This window comes from Streptomyces sp. NPDC021093, assembly GCF_044333135.1.
In the GTDB taxonomy this organism is placed as follows: Bacteria; Actinomycetota; Actinomycetes; order Streptomycetales; family Streptomycetaceae; genus Streptomyces.
This window is the reverse complement of record NZ_JBIRQJ010000010.1, coordinates 146,312-164,677: the sequence shown is the minus strand read 5'-3', so window position 1 is coordinate 164,677 and position 18,366 is coordinate 146,312. Positions and strand designations below refer to the sequence as shown.

At 71.1% G+C, this 18,366-nt stretch carries 14 protein-coding genes; 5 read left to right on the top strand and 9 right to left on the bottom strand.

Translation table 11 applies throughout. The features are described from left to right. Positions 1-36: 36 nt before the first annotated feature. Positions 37-2,652 carry a bifunctional FO biosynthesis protein CofGH gene (locus ACH4SP_RS30195; protein ID WP_398419414.1) on the bottom strand — a complete coding sequence of 872 codons (2,616 nt, stop codon included), beginning with the start codon at positions 2,650-2,652 and terminating at the stop codon, positions 37-39. Positions 2,653-3,240: 588 nt separating this feature from the next. Next, positions 3,241-4,068: an LLM class F420-dependent oxidoreductase gene (locus ACH4SP_RS30190; protein ID WP_398419411.1), complete on the bottom strand. Its 828-nt coding sequence runs from the start codon at positions 4,066-4,068 to the stop codon at positions 3,241-3,243. Positions 4,069-4,181: 113 nt separating this feature from the next. Between ACH4SP_RS30190 and ACH4SP_RS30185 the strand changes: the two genes are divergently transcribed. Next, complete coding sequence (locus ACH4SP_RS30185) at positions 4,182-4,544, top strand: hypothetical protein (protein WP_398419409.1); 363 nt, start codon at positions 4,182-4,184, stop codon at positions 4,542-4,544. Positions 4,545-4,564: 20 nt separating this feature from the next. Further along, positions 4,565-6,058, top strand: a complete 1,494-nt coding sequence (locus tag ACH4SP_RS30180) for a CehA/McbA family metallohydrolase (RefSeq protein ID WP_398419407.1) — start codon at positions 4,565-4,567, stop codon at positions 6,056-6,058. 49 nt (positions 6,059-6,107) lie between these two features. On the opposite strand, the gene ACH4SP_RS30175 is transcribed toward ACH4SP_RS30180, so the two are convergent. The 7 genes from ACH4SP_RS30175 to ACH4SP_RS30145 all read right to left on the bottom strand — a co-directional run bounded on the left by ACH4SP_RS30175 (position 6,108) and on the right by ACH4SP_RS30145 (position 15,664). Then, positions 6,108-7,712 carry an APC family permease gene (locus tag ACH4SP_RS30175; protein ID WP_398419405.1) on the bottom strand — a complete coding sequence of 535 codons (1,605 nt, stop codon included), beginning with the start codon at positions 7,710-7,712 and terminating at the stop codon, positions 6,108-6,110. A 268-nt stretch (positions 7,713-7,980) separates the two neighbouring features. After that, positions 7,981-9,438, bottom strand: coding sequence for an aldehyde dehydrogenase family protein (locus ACH4SP_RS30170; RefSeq protein WP_398419403.1), 1,458 nt, complete (start codon positions 9,436-9,438; stop codon positions 7,981-7,983). After that, the gene (locus ACH4SP_RS30165; RefSeq protein ID WP_398419402.1) at positions 9,435-11,189 is read right to left on the bottom strand and encodes an amidohydrolase family protein; all 1,755 of its coding nucleotides are present in this window, start codon (positions 11,187-11,189) and stop codon (positions 9,435-9,437) included. The genes ACH4SP_RS30170 and ACH4SP_RS30165 overlap by 4 nt, the downstream gene beginning before the upstream one ends. Before the next feature lie 716 nt (positions 11,190-11,905). Next, positions 11,906-13,030: an LLM class flavin-dependent oxidoreductase gene (locus ACH4SP_RS30160; protein WP_398419401.1), complete on the bottom strand. Its 1,125-nt coding sequence runs from the start codon at positions 13,028-13,030 to the stop codon at positions 11,906-11,908. Positions 13,031-13,150: 120 nt separating this feature from the next. After that, on the bottom strand, positions 13,151-13,936 hold the full coding sequence (locus ACH4SP_RS30155) for an SDR family NAD(P)-dependent oxidoreductase (protein ID WP_398419399.1): 786 nt from the start codon (positions 13,934-13,936) through the stop codon (positions 13,151-13,153). 38 nt (positions 13,937-13,974) lie between these two features. After that, positions 13,975-14,922 (bottom strand): LLM class F420-dependent oxidoreductase, encoded by a 948-nt coding sequence (locus tag ACH4SP_RS30150; protein ID WP_398419397.1) that lies wholly within the window; start codon positions 14,920-14,922, stop codon positions 13,975-13,977. A 430-nt stretch (positions 14,923-15,352) separates the two neighbouring features. Continuing rightward, a complete protein-coding gene (locus ACH4SP_RS30145) occupies positions 15,353-15,664 on the bottom strand; it encodes a YkvA family protein (RefSeq protein WP_398419396.1) in 312 nt (103 codons plus the stop codon). A 211-nt stretch (positions 15,665-15,875) separates the two neighbouring features. On the opposite strand from ACH4SP_RS30145, the gene ACH4SP_RS30140 reads away from it, so the two are divergent. The 3 genes from ACH4SP_RS30140 (at position 15,876) to ACH4SP_RS30130 (ending at position 18,363) form a co-directional block, all read left to right on the top strand. Beyond that, positions 15,876-16,778 (top strand): NAD(P)-dependent oxidoreductase, encoded by a 903-nt coding sequence (locus ACH4SP_RS30140; RefSeq protein WP_398419394.1) that lies wholly within the window; start codon positions 15,876-15,878, stop codon positions 16,776-16,778. Between the two features lie 177 nt (positions 16,779-16,955). Further along, the gene (locus tag ACH4SP_RS30135) at positions 16,956-17,546 is read left to right on the top strand and encodes a hypothetical protein (protein WP_398419392.1); all 591 of its coding nucleotides are present in this window, start codon (positions 16,956-16,958) and stop codon (positions 17,544-17,546) included. Between the two features lie 76 nt (positions 17,547-17,622). After that, positions 17,623-18,363 carry a class I SAM-dependent methyltransferase gene (locus ACH4SP_RS30130; protein ID WP_398419390.1) on the top strand — a complete coding sequence of 247 codons (741 nt, stop codon included), beginning with the start codon at positions 17,623-17,625 and terminating at the stop codon, positions 18,361-18,363. Positions 18,364-18,366: the final 3 nt, after the last annotated feature.

The following is an 18,366-nucleotide window of genomic DNA, read 5'->3' as shown; positions in this document are numbered from 1 at the left end:
AGCGACGACGCCCCTTCGCACCCGTTCGGTTCCGGGTCAGTCCCCCAACAGCGGGAGCAGTTCCGGAAGATGGCCGTCCGAGGCGTGTGCGGCGGCAACCCGCTCCTCGGGCACCTCTCCGTACAGCGTCGTACGCGGCCGCGACGGCCGTCCGGCGGCGTCCGCGATGGCGATCAGGTCCTGGATGGAGCGGTACGAGCCGTAACTCGATCCGGCCATCCGCGAGATGGTCTCCTCCATCAGCGTGCCGCCGAGGTCGTTCGCCCCCGAGCGCAGCATCTCCGCCGCGCCCTCGGCGCCCAGCTTCACCCAGCTCGTCTGGATGTTGGTGATGTGCGGGTGCAGGAGGAGGCGGGCCATGGCGGTGACGGCCCTGTTGTCGCGGACCGTCGGTCCCGGCCTGGCGATGCCCGCCAGGTACACCGGCGCGTTCGTGTGGATGAAGGGCAGCGTCACGAACTCCGTGAAACCGCCGGTCTCCTGCTGGATCCGGGCAAGGGTCCGCAGGTGCCCGAGCCAGTGCCTCGGCTGGTCCACATGTCCGTACATCATCGTGGACGACGACCGCAGCCCCACCTCGTGGGCGGTCTTGATGACGTCGATCCACTCGGCGGTCGGCAGCTTCCCCTTCGTGAGGATCCACCGCACCTCGTCGTCGAGGATCTCGGCCGCCGTGCCCGGGATCGAGCCGAGTCCGGCCTCCTTGGCGGCGGTCAGCCACTCGCGGAACGAAAGCCCGGTCCTGGTCGCCCCGTTGACGACCTCCATCGGCGAGAAGGCGTGCACGTGCATGTCCGGTACGCGCGTCCGGACCGCCCGCGCGATGTCGAAGTACGCCGTGCCGGGCAGGTCCGGGTGGATGCCGCCCTGCATGCAGACCTCCACCGCGCCCACGTCCCACGCCTGTGCGGCGCGGTCGGCGACCTGGTCGAGGGAGAGGGTGTACGCGTCGGCGTCCGTACGGCGCTGGGCGAAGGCGCAGAAGCGGCAGCCGGTGTAGCAGACATTGGTGAAGTTGATGTTCCGCGTGACGATGTACGTGACGTCGTCGCCGACCACGTCGCGGCGCAGGGTGTCCGCGATGCGGCACAGCTCGTCGAGGGCGGGCCCGTCCGCGTGCAGCAGCGTCAGCGCCTGGGCGTCCGTGAGCTTCGTGGGGTCGGCGGCGGCCTGGGACAGCGCGGCCTTCACGTCGCCGTCGATCCGGCTGATGTCCCCGTTGATCTGGGACGGCACCATGCCGGGCGCCGCCGCCTCGCGCAGGGCCTCCCAGTCGCCGTACACCGCGTCGAAGTCGTTGCGCCGGTCGCCGGTGCGTCCTTCGGTGTCGATGGTGTGGTGCAGATCGGTGCGCCCGCTCGCGGTGAACGCCTCGTCCGGCTCCTGCCACGGCAGGCCTGCCGGCCGTACGTCCTCCTTCGCCATCCCCGTCTCCGGATCGGCCAGCGCGGAGACGTGCGGGATCAGCCGGGGGTCCAGCCAGGGCTCGCCCCGCTGGATGAACTCCGGGTAGATGGTGAGGCGTTCGCGGAGCTCGAAGCCGGACTCACGGGTGCGGTCCGCCAGTTGGTCGATGTGCGGCCAGGGGCGCTCGGGGTTCACATGGTCGGGGGTCAGCGGCGACACCCCGCCCCAGTCGTCGATGCCCGCGCCGATGATCAGCGCGTACTCGTCGTCGACGAGGTTCGGCGGCGCCTGGATGCGGGCGCCGGGGCCGAGGATGTGCCGGGCGACGGCGATGGTCGCGGCCAGCTCCTCCAGCTCCGCGTCCGGCATCCTGCCCATCGCCGTGTCGGGCTTGGCGCGGAAGTTCTGGACGATGACTTCCTGGATGCCGTGGTAGGCACGGGCGGTCTTGCGCAGCGCGAAGAGGGAGTCGGCGCGCTCCTCGTAGTCCTCGCCGATGCCGATGAGGATGCCGGTGGTGAAGGGGACGTTGGAGCGCCCCGCGTCCTCCAGTGCGCGCAGCCGGACGGCCGGCTCCTTGTCGGGCGATCCGTAGTGCGGGCCGCCGGGCTCGCTCCACAGCCGGGTCGCCGTCGTCTCCAGCATCATGCCCATCGAGGGCGCGACGGGCTTGAGCCGCTGCAGCTCCGTCCACGTCATGACCCCGGGGTTGAGGTGGGGCAGCAGCCCGGTCTCCTCCAACACCCGGATCGCCATGGCGCGCACGTACGCCAGGGTGTCGTCGTACCCCTCGGCCTCCAGCCACTCGCGCGCCTCGGGCCAGCGCTCCTCGGGCCGGTCGCCGAGCGTGAACAGGGCCTCCTTGCAGCCCGCCTCCGCCCCCGCGCGGGCGATCTCCAGCACCTCGTCCGGCGACAGGAACATCCCGTGCCCTGCGCGGCGCAGCTTGCCGGGGACGGTGACGAAGGTGCAGTAGTGACACTTGTCGCGGCACAGCCGGGTCAGCGGGATGAAGACCTTCTTGGAGTACGTGATGACGCCGGGCCGCCCCACGGCCTCAAGTCCCGCGTCCCGTACGCGCGCTGCGGAGGCGCACAGGTCGGTGAGGTTCTCGCCGCGCGCCTGGAGGAGAACGGCGGCCTCGGTGACGTCGAGGGCGACACCGGTGCGGGCACGTTTGAGGGCCCGGCGCATGGCGTTCTCCGTCGGACCTTGGCTGGTGGGCTGCGCTGCGGAGCTGGTCATCGTTTGAGGATACGTTCGACCCGCGGACGCCGTCCGCCCCAACCTCCCGTGAACCCCAGCACACTCCCGCGCGGAACGCTGCCGCGGGGCGGGTGGTCATCGTGCGGGCTGCTCGGCGCAGGGCGGCAGGTGGTCGTCGTGCGGGTACGTCGTGGCTGATCGCGCAGTTCCCCGCGCCCCTAAATGCCTGCCCCGAGCCTCCTAGCCTCCCTAAGCCCCCCCAGCCCCCCAGCCCCCAGCCCCCTTGGGCAGCGGGGCCGCCCCCCGGGGGCGGGACGGGTGGGCAAGGGGGCGGCCCTCGCGCGGAGCGCACCCTTCCGCGTCCGCTTGCCCTCGCCACCGCACCCCCGCTCCCGCGTCCGCGTACCGTGCGGGTCGGTGGGCCGCTTCGCGGATTGGGCCCCTCCCCGCCCCTCCACCTAAACCGCTCGCCGCGGGGCGGGAGGGTGGGTGGGTGGTACGTGCGGGTGCGTCGTGGCTGGTCGCGCAGTTCCCCGCGCCCCTAACGGGGCCGGTGGGCGTCGTAGCTGGTCGCGTCCGTGCGGCGGAGCCGCATGTCGAGCACAGTCCCGCGCCCCTAAAAGCCCCCTAGAGGTGCTCCGCGTACGTGTCCAGCGTGTGCAGGACTTCCCGTTCGGACGCCGGTGGCAGCTGGAGGACCACTTCCTCGATGCCAAGACCCGCGTAGTGCTCCAGCTTGCCCGCGCTCGGCAGCACCGCGTACGGCACCACGTGCAGCCGCTTCGGGTCGCGGCCGGCCGTCTCCCACACCTCCCGCAGCACCGGGATCGACTCCCCAAGACCTCGCCCGCCGATCGGCATCCAGCCGTCCGCGTACCCTGCGATGTCCGCGAAGAGCTTCGGCCCTGCCGCCCCGCCGACCAGGATGCGCGGCGCGCCGCCGCCCGGCTTCGGGTGTGCCTCGCTGGCGCGTACCGATCCGAACTCACCCTCGTAGGACGTGGGTTCGTTGGCCCACAGCGCCCGCATCAGCCCCACCCGGTCCCGTCCCAGCTCCCGCCGCGTACGCCACTCCACTCCGTGGTCGGCGGCCTCCTCCTTGTTCCACCCGAAGCCGAGCCCGAGCGTGAAGCGTCCGCCGGAGAGGTGGTCCAGTGTCGCGATCTGCTTCGCGAGGTCGATCGGGTCGTGCTGTGCGATCAGGGTGATCCCGGTCCCGAGCCCCAGCCGCTCCGTCACCGCCGCCGCCTGCCCCAGCGCCACGAACGGGTCGAGCGTGCGCCCGTACTCGCGCGGCAGTTCCCCGCCCGCCGGGTAGTCGGTCTCCCGGCCGACCGGGATGTGCGTGTGCTCGGGCAGGTAGAGACCGGCGAAGCCGCGCTGCTCCAGCTCCTGCGCGAGCCGTACCGGCGTGATCGTCTCGTCGGTCAGGAAGATCGTGGCCGAGATCCGCATGCAAACTCCTCCGTCGGGAACCTGGTAGCCGCCTCACGCTAAGGCGTACGGTGCCGAAAGCCGAGAGTCCAAGCGGGCCCGGCCCTCACGGGGAAGGGCGCATCACCATGCGCATGAACATCAGGACCACCACCACATTCCTCCTGGCGGGCACGCTGTTCCTGGGTGCCCCCGCCCTGTCGCTGTCCTCGGCGGCAGCCGCCCCCCGCACCGCGACGACCGCCGTCGCCGCGTCCGGGCAGGCACAGACGCAGGCACAGACGCGGACACAGACAGGCACGCAGGCGCTGACGCAGTCGCAGGCGTCGACTGTTCAGGCGGCCGATTCCAGGCCCAAGCCCAAGAAGAAGAAAAAGAAGAAGTCGAAGGGCATCGGGGTCGGCCTGATCATCGGCCTCGTCCTCGGCGTCCTCGTACTGATCGTCGTGGTGCTCGTCATCCTCCATCTGGTGCGCCGCAACCGCCGCGCCACCTGAGTCGGCCACTCTCGTACCCCATGACGGAGCCGCAGGAGCACACCACCAGACGCGCCCTGTTCACGGCGGGTGCCGCAGCCGCCCTCACCCTCACCTCGGTGAGCTTCGCCCGCGCGGCGGACAGCGAGGACAAGGGCCCCCTGACCCGCACCGTCCGCGGCACGCTCCCACCCGGCGCGCCCGACTTCGTCCACCTTCCCTTCGAAGTCCCGCGCGGGATCCGGCAGTTGCACGTCTCGTACTCCTACGAGCGCCCGCCCACCCCTCCCGGCACCCTCGGCAACGCCCTCGACATCGGTGTCTTCGACGAGCGCGGCACCGCACTCGGCGGCCGCGGTTTCCGGGGCTGGTCGGGCGGCGCCCGCAGCGAGTTCTTCCTGCGCGGCGACGACGCGACCCCGGGCTATCTGCCCGGCCCGGTCCGCCCCGGCACCTGGCACGTCGCGCTGGCCCCGTACACGGTGGCCCCGGAGGGCCTCCCGTACGAGGTGACGATCACGCTCACCCCCGGGCCGGCCGAGCCCACCCCGCGCCCGGTGTATCCGCCCACCCGTGCGGCGGGCCGGGGCCGGGCCTGGTACCGGGGCGACTGCCATCTGCACTCCGTCCATTCGGACGGCAGACGCACCCCCGCCGAGATCGCCGCGCTCGCCCGCGCCGCCGGGCTGGACTTCCTCACCACCACCGAGCACAACACCCCTTCCTCGCACGCCCGTTGGGAGGGGCTGTGGGGCGACGACCTGCTGATCCTCACCGGCGAGGAGATCACCACCCGTAACGGCCACGTGCTCGCCGTCGGCACGGATCCCGGCACGCACACCGACTGGCGCTACCGGGCCAGGGACAACCGGTTCGGCCGGTTCGCCCGGGAGATCCGCCGGGCGGGCGGTCTGGTCGTCCCCGCCCATCCGCACGCCAACTGCCTGGGCTGCGGCTGGCAGTTCGGGTTCGCGGAGGCGGACGCGGTGGAGGTGTGGAACGGCCCGTACACCCCGGACGACGAGGTGTCCCTCCAGGCCTGGGACAAGTCCCTGGTGCGGCAGACCGGTTGGACTCCGGCGATGGGCAACAGCGACGCGCACCGCGATCCCGACCGGATCGGTCACCCGCAGACCGTGGTCCTGGCCGACGCGCTCTCCCGCGACGCGATCCTCGCCGGGATCCGGGCCGGCCGTTCCTACGTGGCGGAGTCCGCCGCCCTCTCGCTCACCCTGACCGCCGCCGGGTCCCGGGGCCGCACCGCCACCCTGGGCGGTCGCCTCACCGCCCCGCCCGGCTCCCCGGTGACCGTCCGCCTGACGGTCACGGGCGCGGCCGCCGACTGCACGACCCACCTCGTCACCGACCAGGGCACCGTACGTTCCGGGCCCGCCACCGGCGTCGAGTGGTCGACCACCCCCTCGTACGCCGCGTACGTCCGTGCGGAGGTCCGCCGTCCGCCGACCGTTCCCGGGCTGCCCGGCCCGCTGGCGGCCTTCAGCAACCCGGTGTTCCTGCGGACGGCTCTCCCCTAGACCCGGAGGCCGCGTCTAGGCCCGGAGACCGCGCCCGGAGGCCGGTGGTTCAGTCCGCGACCACCAGCGCCGGGGTGTCCTTCGTCAGCACCTCGCCCCGGAAGAACGCCGGGCTGCGGCGCTGCATCACCAGCATGATCACGAAGCCGACGAGCAGCAGCCCGACCCCGATCACGAACACCGAGCCGACGCCGAACACCGACGAGCCGCTGCCGTACGCCGGGTCCCACATGTCGTACAGCGTCTTCGCGAAGACGGCGGCCAGCAGGGCCCCGCCCAGGACCGGGAAGACCCCCTTGAACAGGGCGTCGCGCACCGACCCGGTCAGTTCGCGCCGGAAGTACCAGGCGCAGGCGAACGACGTGAGCGCGTAGTAGAAGCAGATCATGAGGCCGAGCGCGTAGATCGTGTCGACCAGGACGTGCTCGCTGACCAGGGTCATCACGGTGTAGAAGATGCCGGTCGCCACGCCCGCCATGACCGTCGCGCGGCCGGGGCTCCTGAAGCGCGGGTGAACACGGGCGTACGAGGCGGGCAGGGCCTCGTACGCGGACATGGCGAGCACGGTCCGCGCGACCGGGATGAACGTGGTCTGCAGGCTCGCGGTCGCGGAGGCCAGGACGGCGACGAAGAGCAGGATGCCGAGGGCGGGGCCCATGACGGGTCCGGCGAGGGCGGCGAAGACGTTGTCGGAGGTGTCGGGGTTCCCGAGCCCGAGGCCCTTCTCGCCGGACCCGACGGCCATCTGCGCGGCGACGGCGGTGGCCAGGTAGGAGCCGACCAGGACGACCATCGCGATGAGGGCGGCCCGGCCGGGCGTCTTCTCGCTGCCGGTGGTCTCCTCGTTGGCGGTCAGGCAGGCGTCCCAGCCCCAATACATGAAGATCGACAGGGAGAGCCCGGCGGTGAAGGCGGCGAAGGAGCCCACCGCGAAGGGGTTGAACCAGGACCAGGAGAAGTCGACGCCGCCCGCGAACGCGGGGACCTCGCCGCCGCTGCCCGCCTTGCCGAACGCCATCACGACGAACAGCACGAGGACGACGAGCTGGAGGCCGACGAGGGCGTACTGCACGCCCTTGGTGGCGGTCATCCCCCGGTAGCTGACCAGCGTCGCCAGGGCGATCAGGGCGAGGCAGGTGAGGATGTGGACGGGTTTGCTGTCGGCGAGGTGGGCGATCCTGTCGCTGCCGGTGAGCTCGCCCGCCAGGAGCCAGAAGTACGAGGTGGCGACGCCCGCCAGGTTGGACAGCACGATGATCGTGGCGACCACCAGGCCCCAGCCGCACATCCAGCCCACCCGGGGGCCGAACGCCTTCACGGTCCAGGTGAAGGAGGTGCCGCAGTCGGGCATGACCTTGTTGAGCTCCCGGTAGGCAAAGGCCACGAGGAGCATCGGCAGGAACCCGGCGAGGAAGATCGCGGGCATCTGGAGGCCGACCTCGCCCGCGGTGGAGCCGAGGGTGGAGGTCAGGCAGTAGACGGGGGCGACGGTGGAGATGCCGATGACGGCGCTGCCGAGGAGCCCGACGGAGTTGCCGCCGAGGCCCTTGCCGCGTACGCCGTCGGAAGCTTTGCCGGACGTGCGGGGAGCGGCCCCCTCGGGGACGCCCCTTACCGGGTCTCCGGCCTGCGGCTTCGTTTCCACCTGAGTCATGAACAGGACGTTAAGTCCTGCGGTTTCCACATCCGGAAGCTGAAAGTCCGGTACAAGATCCTTGAGTTGAGAGGGACAAAGCCCTCAACGATCAAGGTTATCCAGGCGGAAAGGGAGAGTCCACCTTGTGAATACTTGAAAAGAGGGGCTCTCCCCACCATGCGAAAACCGCAGGTCCGTCCACTTTGTCCCGGTTCTAAATTTTCCCGTCCGCCTGTCCACCTGTCCGCCCGTCCGCCTGTCCGCCTCGGCAGGGCACTGGCGCACTTCACCCCGGCCAGACCACCGCCTGCACCTCGCTGTAGGCGTGCAGCGCGTACGAGCCGACGTCGCGCCCCACCCCGCTGCGCTTGAAGCCGCCGAAGGGCGCCTCCATGTTGCGGCCGATGGTGTTGATGCCGACGCCACCGGCGCGGAGCCTGCGCGCGACGCGGAAGGCACGGGCGACGTCGCCCGACCAGACGTAGTTCAGCAATCCGTACTGGCTGGCGTTGGCCAGCGCGATGCCCTCCTCCTCGTCGTCGAAGGGGACGACCACAACGACAGGACCGAAGATCTCCTCGCGGACGATCCGCATGTCGTGGGTGCAGTCGGCGAAGAGGGTGGGCGCGACGTAGAAGCCCCGCTCCAGATCCGGCCGCACTCCGCCCGCCACCAGCCTGGCCCCCTCCTTCCTGCCCAGCTCGACGTACGACTCGACGCGGTCGCGGTGCGCGGCGGAGATGAGCGGGCCGACGACGGTGCCGGGCGCGGTCGGATCCCCGACCGGCAGATACCCGATGTAGGCGACGAGCTTCTCCAACAAGGCCTCGTACACGCCCCGTTGAACGACCACCCGCGTCGGCGCGGTACAGATCTGCCCGCTGTAGAAGGAGAAGGTCGTGCCGATCCCCAGCACCGCCGAGTCCAGGTCCGCGTCGTCGAAGACGAGCGCGGCGCCCTTCCCGCCCAGCTCCATCAGCTGCCGCTTCATGGACCGGCCGCAGACTTCCGCGATGCGCTGCCCGACCTGCGTACTGCCGGTGAAGCTGACCATGTCGACGGACGGGGAGTCGACGGCGGCCTCGCCCACTCCGACCGCCGTCCCGTTGACGACATTCACGACCCCCGGCGGAATCCCCGCCTCGACCAGCGCATCGGCCATCTTGAAGACGGACAGCGGATCCTGCGGCGCGGGCTTCACGACCACCGTGTTCCCCATGGCGAGCGCAGGCGCGATCTTGCCCGCCGGATTCGCCCAGGGGTTGTTGTACGAGGTGATGCAGGTGACGACCCCGACGGGCTGGCGCACTTCGAGCGCCCCGAAGACGCCCGCCTTCCCCATCGGTCCTGCCTCGTTGATCTGCGGCGGAATCGCGGTCTCCGTCGGTTCCAGAGCACCCCGCGCGTACCGCCGGAAGCGCGCCTCGCCGACGGCGACCTGCATGCCGCGCGCGGTGCCGGTGGTGGCACCGGTCTCGGCCTGCGCCAGCTGCGCGTAGCCGGCCGCCTCGCGCCGGATGATGTCGGCTGCCCGGTCGAGGACGGCGGCCCGCTCCTCCGGTTTCGTACGGGACCAGGAGTCGAAGGCGTCGCGGGCGGCGTCGGCCGCTTCGTACACCTGATCCCTGCTCGCCTCGGGTGCGAGGCCGACGACCTCCTCGGTGGCGGGATTGATCACCTCGTAGTGCCCGCCGTCGGGCGCGACCCACTCCCCACCGATCAACAGCCCCTGCGCTCCTGTCATGTGGTGGCCACCGTCCTGGTGTCGCGCCCGGAGCGCAGAACGGTCCCGGGCACCGCACCGGTCACCTGGTCGTCGCGGATCGTCTCCACGCCGTTGACCCGCACGCTCACGATGCCGATCGCCTTGGAGTCGAGCCGCGGGCTGTCCCCGGGCAGGTCGTGGACGAGTGTGGCGGGCCCGGCCTCGATCCGCTCCGGATCGAAGAGCACCAGGTCCGCGTGGAACCCCTCCTCGATGCGTCCCCGCTCCCGCAGCCCGAAGAGCCGGGCGGGGTCGTCGGTCAGCATCTTCACGGCCGCTTCGAGGCCCACCAGCTTCCGCCCGCGCAGGCAGTCGCCGAGGAAGCGGGTGGTGTACGGGGCGCCGCACATGCGGTCCAGGTGGGCGCCGGCGTCGGAGCCGCCGAGCAGGACGTCCTCGTGCTCCCAGGTCTCGCGGCGCAGCGCCCACGAGGCGGGGTCGTTGTCGGTCGGCATCGGCCACAGCACGGTCCGCAGCTCGTCCTGCGCGCAGATCTCGACGAGACAGTGGAAGGGGTCCTGGCCGCGTTCGGCCGCGATGTCGTTGACGACGCGACCGCTGACGCCCGCCCGCCGGTTCTCCTCGCTGTACGTGTCGCCGATGACGTACCGCCCGAAGTCGGTGAGCCGCCGGAACACCCCGGCCTCCTTGGACGCAGCACGGCGCAGCATCTCGGCCCGCACCTCGGGCTCGCGCAGCTTCGCGATCCGCTCCGGCACGGGCAGGGCGAGTATCTCACCCCACCCCGGAATCAGATTCAGCGCGCAGAAGGTCCCCAGCGACATGTTCATGGGGGTCAGGATCGGCATGGTCAGCGCGACGATCCGGCCACCCGCCTTGCGGGCGCGCTCGCTGGGTACGAGCTGGCGGGGCACGCGTTCGGGAACGGCGGCGTCAATGGTCAGCACATTCCAGTTGAGGGGCCGCCCGGCCGCCGCGCTCATCTCGACGAACAGCTCGATCTCTTCGTCGTCGAACTGGTCGAGACACCCGGCGACGATGGCCTCGATCTGAGTGCCCTCGTGCTCCCCGACGGCCCTGCTGAGCGCGAGCAGCTCCGCGGGACGGGCATGCCGCGAGGCGACCGGCTTGCCGTCCCCGTCGGAGTGGGTGGAGGACTGGGTGGTGGAGAACCCCCAGGCCCCGGCCTCCATGGCCTCCTTCAACAGCCTTACGATCTCGGTGAGTTCGGCGGCAGTGGGCTGTCGGTCGGTCACGGCGTCCGCGCCCATCACATACCGGCGCAGCGCGCAGTGCCCCACCATGAACCCGGCGTTGACCGCGATCCGCCCCTCAAGCGCGTCCAGGTACTCGGCGAAGGACGACCACGACCACTCCACCCCCTCTTCGAGCGCGGCCAACGCCATGCCCTCGACCTTGGACATCATGCGGCGCGTGTAGTCGGCGTCCTCGGGCCGGTCGGGGTGGAGCGGCGCGAGGGTGAACCCGCAGTTGCCGCCCGCGACAGTGGTCACGCCGTGGTTGAGGGAGGGGGTCGCGTACGGGTCCCAGAACAACTGGGCGTCGTAGTGGGTGTGCGGGTCGACGAAACCGGGCGCGAGGACGAGCCCGGTGGCGTCCTCCTCACTACGGGCGGGCCCCTGGGCATCTGCGGCACCGGGGGCGGCGACGACGGCGATGCGCCCGTCCCGGATGCCGACGTCGGCAACCCGGGAGGGACCACCGGTCCCGTCCACGACGGTCGCGTTGCGGATGAGGTGGTCGAGCATGGGAGTCCTTTCGGGGGTGAGTCTTCTTGCCCACGGCACGGGCACGACCAGCCGCCCCTTTAGGGGCGCGGGACTGTACTGAACCTGCGGCTCCGCCGCGTGGGCGCGACCAGCCGCCCCATCAGGGGCGCGGGGCTGTACTGGATCTGCGGCTCCGCCGCGTGGGCGCGATCAGCGGCCCCGTTAGGGGCGCGGGGCTGTGCTCGATCTGCGGCTCCGCCGCGCGGGCGCGACCAGCCGCCCCTTTAGGGGCGCGGGGAACTGCGCGATCAGCCACGACGCACCCGCACGTACCACCCACCCTCCCGCCCCGCGGCGAGCGGTTTAGGTGGAGGGGCGGGAGGGGCCCAATCCGCGAAGCGGCCCACCGGCCCGCACGGGACGCGGACGCGGGAGCGGGGGTGCGGTGGCGAGGGCAAGCGGACGCGGAAGGGTGCGCTCCGCGCGGGGGCCGCCCCCTTGCCCACCCGTCCCGCCCCCGGGGGGGCGGCCCCGCTGCCCAAGGAGGCTAGGGCGGCTAGGGCGGCTAAGGGGGCGGCGGCGTCAGCCGCCCACGGGGGCTAGGGGGCAGGCAGTTAGGGGCGCGGGGAACTGCGCGGCCAGCCACGACGCACCCGCACGTACAACCCACCCGCCGGCCCCGCCCGATGGCTCCGGAAGCCAGGGGCAGAGGGGCAGAGGGGGCCGCGGCAGGGCCCCGCCACACCCCCACCCCCCTACTCCGCCTGCTGGCGCATACGCGTAGTCCGATGCACAGGATCCGTGTCAATCTTCGGAATCACATGCTCCCCGATCAGCCTGATCGAGTTCAGCGTGTCCTCCTTCGGGACCCCGATCGGCAGTCCGAAGGACAGCTGGTCCGCCCCCGCCTGTTCCCACCTCTTGCACTGCGTCAGCACCTCGTCCGGGTCCCCGCAGATCATCAGCTCCTCGGCGATGAGCAGTTCGATGATCTCCTCGCTGTACTCCGGCAGCAGCTCCGGCCACTCCGGAATCCCTTCCGGCCGGGGGAAGGTGTCGTGGTAGCGGAAGAGCAGCGACTGCAGATAGTTCAGCCCGCCGTTGACCGCCACCTGCACGGCCTTCTCGTGCGTCTCCGCACAGATCGCCGTCGAAGTCACCATGACGTTGTCGTTGACGAACGCCCCCACCGGCTGCGCTTCCTTCACCGCGTTCTTGTAGGACTCGACGACCCACTCCATGTCCGACACCTTCTGGACGCTGAAGCCGAGCACCCCGAGCCCCATCCGCCCGGCCATCGCGTACGACGTCGGCGATCCGGCCGCGTACCACATGGCCGGGTGCGCCTTCCCGTACGGCTTCGGCAGGATCTTCCGCGGCGGCAGCGACCAGTGCTTCCCCTGGAAGCCCTGGTACTCGTCCTGGAGCCACATCTTCGGGAATTCGGAGATCGTCTCTTCCCAGATCTCCTTGGTGTGGTTCATGTCCGTGATCCCGGGCATGAAGCCCAGGATCTCGTGCGACCCGGCGCCCCGCCCGCTCCCGAACTCGAACCGCCCGCCGCTGAGATGGTCCAGCATGGCCACCTTCTCCGCGACCTTCACGGGGTGGTTCACCGGCGCCAGCGGGTTGAAGATCCCCGACCCCAGATGGATCCGCTCCGTCGCGTGCGCGAGATACCCGAGGAAGACGTCGTTGGCCGAAAGGTGCGAGTACTCGTCCAGGAAGTGGTGCTCGCTCGCCCAGCCGTACTTGAACCCCGACTTGTCCGCCTGGATGACGTACTCGGTCTCCTCGATCAGAGCGTGGTGCTCTGCCTCGGGGTCGACCTTCTGGCGCGCGACAGGCACGTAACCCTGCACGAAGAGACCGAACTCCATGGAAGTCCACCGTCCTTAACGATTGCTGACGCCCCGTCAGATTCTGATGTGACCGACTGTTCCACCGCACCACGGGACCGTCAATACTGACGACCCATCAGATGCACCCTCGGTCAGGTATCAGCCGATGGACACACCCGCCAGCCATCCCCCGTCCACCACGAACGGCTGCCCGGTGATGTAGGACGAGTCGTCCGAGGTCAGGAACAGCGCCAGCGCCGCCACCTCCTCCGGCCGCCCGATCCGCCCGAGCGGCACGAGCTTCTTGTACAGCCCGGCCACCGCCGCCGCGGACTCCGCCGGATCGGCCGTCGGATCGAGCGCCGCGGGATTGGTCATCGGCGTGTCGACCGCCCCGGGACACACGGCGTTCACCCGTATCCCCTTGCCCGCGAGCTCCATCGCCGCGACCCGCGTGAGCCCCAGGATCGCGTGCTTGGTGGCCGCGTACGCACCCACGTACGCCATCCCCGTCAGCGCGGTGTACGAGGCCGTGTTGACGATCGTCCCGCCGCCTGCGGCCTCGATCTCGGGCGCGACGGTACGGATCCCGAGGAACGCCCCCACCTGGTTGACCTGGATGATCTGCTGGAACTCCTCAAGCGGCGTGTTCACCAGCTCGTTGAACCGCAGGATCCCCGCGTTGTTGACCAGCCCGTCGATCTTCCCGAAGGTGTCCTTCGCGACGCCGACGGCACGCACCCACCCCTCCTCCTGACTCACGTCGAGGTGGACGTACTTGGCCACTCCGTCGCCCAACTCCTTTGCCAACGCCTCCCCCTGGTCGTCGAGCACGTCCCCCAGCACCACCCGCGCGCCCTCCGCCGCGAACAGCCGCGCCTCCTGCTCGCCCTGCCCGCGTGCCGCACCGGTGACGATGACGACGCGCCCGTCGAGCTTGCCCATGCCAGCCACATCCCTACTGATTGAGTCCTGCCGGTCGACTACTGGTCGAGCAGGGGAGCCACGTCGGCGGCGAACGCCGCCATCTGCTCGGTGAGTTCGGCCACGCCACGGCTGCGGAACCGCACCTGGATCTGGTGCACGCCCATCGCCCGGTACGCGCGCAGGGACTCGGCGATCGCATCCGGTTTGCCGCTCAGGGTGCGCCGCCCGACGTCCCAGCCGGCGTCGCCGACGTACAGCGGCTCGGCGATGGCCCCGATCTCGATCGGACCGGGGTTCCCGGCCTCTTCGCGCAACCGCTTCAACTTCGCTATCTGGGCGGGAAGTCGGTCGCGCGGGTCGCCCTGCGGCAGCCATCCGTCCCCCCGCACGGCCGCTCTGCGCACCGCGGCGGGCGACGATCCGCCCACCCACACGGGCACCCGCTCCCGGGCCGGCCGCGGCTTCTGCCCGAGCCCGCTGAACGCGAAGCGCTCCCCCGCGAACTCCGGGAACTCCTCGGGCCCGAGCGCGGCCCGCAGCGCGTCGATCGACTCGTCGAGCACGGCCCCCCGCCCCGCGAAGTCGGCCCCCAGCGCCGCGAACTCCTCCTCGACGTGCCCGGCCCCGACCCCGAGGATCAGCCGCCCGCCACTGAGGTGGTCCAGCGTCGCGTACTGCTTGGCGCTCGCCAGGGGGTGCCGCAGCCCCACCACGGCCACGTGGCTGAGCAGTTGCACGCGCTCGGTGACGGCGGCCAGATAGGCGAGCGTCGCCACCGGGTCGTACCAGACCGTGCTCATCGCATCGGCCAGCCGACGCGGTATGGCCACGTGATCGCAGGTCGCGATGTACGCGAACCCGCTCCGGTCCGCGACCCGCGCCACCTCCGCCAGTTCCTCGGGCCCGGCGCCCGCCTCCCACTCTTCCGCATAGATCACGCTCTGCGACTGCACGGGCAGCTGCATCCCGTACGACAGCCGCCCCTCGGGCAGGACCCGCACCATGAGAAGACCCCCAGACCTGACGGACCGTCACACATTGAACGACCCGGCCATCGTCATAGCTGACGACTAGTCAGACAAGGGGTTCCGCACCGCCGATTTCCAAGCCCCGACAGGTTTCACGCGGTACGCCACATCCGTTCAACTGCCTTCTGCAACCGCAGAGTTCATGACCACGGCCGGTGCGCAGTTCGGCAGGGTGCTGCTGCCGTGGTCGGAGGTCACCCAGTTCGTGGTGGCGACCCCGCCGAACAGCCCGCACGCACTGCTCGGCGCGCAAGTACGCCCCGTCGCACGTCCAGATCGTTCTCGCCGAGCCGACGGGCGAGCGCATCGCGGCCTGGCCCGGCCCCTCGCTCCACCCGGGATCCTCGCTCTTCCGTCCGCCCCGGCCGGCTGTCCTTCCGGCCGGGGCGGACCTTCTCGCCGTCCGCTACTTCCCCAACGGCACAGGCTCCTTGTGCCGCGTGACGCCCGCCTTCTCGGCCGCCGCGTACAGCGACCGCAGGGCGATCAGCAGCACCCCGATGTCGTCGAGCAGCACCGGATCCGGCAGCAGATCGACCGGGCTCACCAGATAGACGACCGCGCCCCAGAACAGGACCTTGTTCTCCACCGGAATCCCGGCCTCGTTGAGCAGCTTCCGTGCCTTCACCATCTTGACCAGCAGAATCACGGCGACCACGACCATCGCCACGACCACGAGTCCGGCCAGGACCAGCAGAACGACTGTCCCGTCACTCATGCGCACTCCTCGTGCCACCGCCCGTCGGGCGTCCCTCTCCGTGTACCCGGAGCGAGACGGTCCGCACGGTGGACCGGCCCAGGTTCACCCACTTCACCCGCACACCGACCACCCACCTTTTTGTGCGTACTTGAGGCACGGCGGTTCCGGTACGAGGCTGGGGGCAGCCCACCTCGGGCACACCCCACCACTCCTCCGAAAGGGAACCTCCATGTCCGCGTCCCCCGCGTCCCCCGCGTCCCCCGTATCCGTCACCGTCCTCGGGCTGGGTCTGATGGGCTCTGCCCTGGCCGAAGCGCTGCTCGCCGCCGGGCACCGGGTCACCGTCTGGAACCGCACCGCGTCGAAGGCCGCCCCGCTGGTCGCACACGGGGCGGTGCAGGCGGCAACGGTCCGCGAGGCGATCGAGGCGAGCCCCCTCACGATCTCGTGCGTCCTGGACTACGACACCCAGCACGCCCTCCTCGAACCGGCCGCCGGCGCCCTGCACGGCCGTACCCTCGTCAGCCTCACCAACGGCACGCCCGCACAGGCCGGTGCGACCGAAGCCTGGGCCCACGCCCTCGGCGCGTCCTACCTGGACGGCGGCATCATGGCCGTCCCCCACCAGATCGCCACCCCCGAGGCCTTCTTCTTCTACAGCGGCGCCCAGGACCCCTTCGACGCGCACCGCACGACCCTGGCGGCACTCGGCGCCCCGAAGTACCTGGGCACGGACGTGGGCACGGCATCGCTCTACGACCTCGCCCTGCTGAGCGGGATGGACATGATGTTCGCCGGCTTCTTCCACGCCACCGCCGTCGCCACGTCCCACAAGGGCACCACCGCGTCCGGCTTCACGGAGCACCTGGTCGCCTGGCTGACGAGCATGCTCGGGATGATGCCGCTGATGGCCGCGGACATCGACTCGGACGGCCCGCCCGTCTACGAGCAGACCCTCGACCTGGTCGTGGCGGCCGCCCGCAACATGGGCGACGTGGCACGCGGGACGGGCGTCCGCCCGGACCACTTCGACCGTACGGTGGCGGAGCTCGAAGCCCGGATCGCGGCGGGCGAAACGGCCTACTCGGCCCGCGCGGCGGTCCAGCACCTGCGGGTCCCGACCCGCGGATGAGCCGCCCCCGGCACCCGCTCGGGAACCGGCCGGACAGCACACCCTCCGCACCCACCCGTCAGGGCCCGTCTCCGCCGCACGGCGGAGACGGACCCCTCCTGCGAACGACGTCGGGGGCCAAGGTCATTGACGACGATCAGGGGGCACCTCACGCCCGCCCCGACACAGGAGCCCCACATGTTGCTGAACAGGACCCTGCGCGCCACCGCCCTCCTCGCCATCGTGGCCGCCGTCGCCGCACCGGTGGCCGTCGCGGCACCCACCACGACCGCCCCGCCCTCGCCGGGAACCGCCGCCGTCTCGGCCTCCGCCCCCGCCGCCGTCTCCTCCCTCAAGGGCGACGCACGCATGGACTACCCCGTCGCCGACCAGGAGGTGCGCGTGTCCGTCGACGCCCGCTCCACGTACACCGCGGGCAGCATTCCGCAGCGCTCCTGGGGCACCTTCCGCATCTCGCACTTCCAGGACGGCAAGCTCCACTGGGGCGAGTTCAAGGTCGACTGCCTCACCACCGGCGGCCCCACCGCCACCGTCACCGGCCGGCTGGCCCGCACCAGCCCCGGCCACCCCTGGCTCACCGACCTCGACCCGCACACCCGCATGGGCGTGAGCTTCCTCGTCCCGGAGAAGCCGGGGAAGGGCGAGACCCGCATCGGCCTCTCAGGAGCCACCAAGAAGGGCGCACCCCTGCTCACCAAGTGCATGTCCCCCGCCGCCGACGCAAAGGTCGTCGACGGCGGATACACCCTGCACGACCGCGGCAACTGAGCGCCCGTCACTGCCGCTGGGACGGTCGCAGCACAATCGTGTTGACCGCCCCGGCAGGCAGTGCTTGAGTCGGCGCGTGGAGAGCACTTCTGCCAACCGGCGGTTCTGGAACCAGATCAGCAGCACCTACCAGCACGAGCACGACCCGCAGATCGGCGCAACGCCCCGGCTGTGGGGCACGTACGCCATCCCCGACGCGCACCTGCACGCCCTGGGCGACGTCACCGGCAAGCGCGTCCTCGAACTCGGTTGCGGCGCCGGCCAGTGGTCCAGGGCGCTCGCCGCCGAGGGCGCCACCGTGGTCGGGTTCGACCTGTCCGAAGCCCAGCTCGCCGCGGCGGCTCGCGCGATGGGAGCGGCCCGCTACCCGCTGGTGCAGGGCGCCGCCGAGCACCTCCCGTTCGCCGCCGACAGCTTCGACCTGGTGTTCTGTGACTACGGCGGGCTCAGCTGGGCGCCCCCGCACCTGGCCGTCCCGCAGGCCGCACGCGTCCTGCGCCGCGGTGGGCGCCTGGTGTTCAACGTCGCCAGCCCATGGTTCGAAGCCTGCTACGACGAAGCCGCCAGCCGCGCCACCACGACGCTGCACCAGGACTACTTCGGGCTGGACGCCATCGCCGAGGGCCAGGGCGCGGTCAGCTATCAGCTCACCTACGGCGGCTGGATCAGAGTCCTGCGCGGCGCGGGTCTCGTCGTCGACGACCTCATCGAGCCGCGGCCCGACCCCGGAACGGCCAACGGCTACAACCGGACCGACCCGCCCGACTGGGCACACCGCTGGCCGGCGGAAATGCTCTGGGTGACCCACAAACCGTAAGCA

Coding starts and splice junctions, on each gene's coding strand:
- ACH4SP_RS30180 (WP_398419407.1), top strand. CDS start 4,565: ATGACGGAGCCGCAGGAGCACACCACCAGACGCGCCCTGTTCACGGCG.
- ACH4SP_RS30185 (WP_398419409.1), top strand. CDS start 4,182: ATGAACATCAGGACCACCACCACATTCCTCCTGGCGGGCACGCTGTTC.
- ACH4SP_RS30195 (WP_398419414.1), bottom strand. CDS start 2,652: ATGACCAGCTCCGCAGCGCAGCCCACCAGCCAAGGTCCGACGGAGAAC.
- ACH4SP_RS30145 (WP_398419396.1), bottom strand. CDS start 15,664: ATGAGTGACGGGACAGTCGTTCTGCTGGTCCTGGCCGGACTCGTGGTC.
- ACH4SP_RS30135 (WP_398419392.1), top strand. CDS start 16,956: ATGTTGCTGAACAGGACCCTGCGCGCCACCGCCCTCCTCGCCATCGTG.
- ACH4SP_RS30150 (WP_398419397.1), bottom strand. CDS start 14,922: ATGGTGCGGGTCCTGCCCGAGGGGCGGCTGTCGTACGGGATGCAGCTG.
- ACH4SP_RS30160 (WP_398419401.1), bottom strand. CDS start 13,030: ATGGAGTTCGGTCTCTTCGTGCAGGGTTACGTGCCTGTCGCGCGCCAG.
- ACH4SP_RS30170 (WP_398419403.1), bottom strand. CDS start 9,438: ATGACAGGAGCGCAGGGGCTGTTGATCGGTGGGGAGTGGGTCGCGCCC.
- ACH4SP_RS30165 (WP_398419402.1), bottom strand. CDS start 11,189: ATGCTCGACCACCTCATCCGCAACGCGACCGTCGTGGACGGGACCGGT.
- ACH4SP_RS30175 (WP_398419405.1), bottom strand. CDS start 7,712: ATGACTCAGGTGGAAACGAAGCCGCAGGCCGGAGACCCGGTAAGGGGC.
- ACH4SP_RS30190 (WP_398419411.1), bottom strand. CDS start 4,068: ATGCGGATCTCGGCCACGATCTTCCTGACCGACGAGACGATCACGCCG.
- ACH4SP_RS30155 (WP_398419399.1), bottom strand. CDS start 13,936: ATGGGCAAGCTCGACGGGCGCGTCGTCATCGTCACCGGTGCGGCACGC.
- ACH4SP_RS30140 (WP_398419394.1), top strand. CDS start 15,876: ATGTCCGCGTCCCCCGCGTCCCCCGCGTCCCCCGTATCCGTCACCGTC.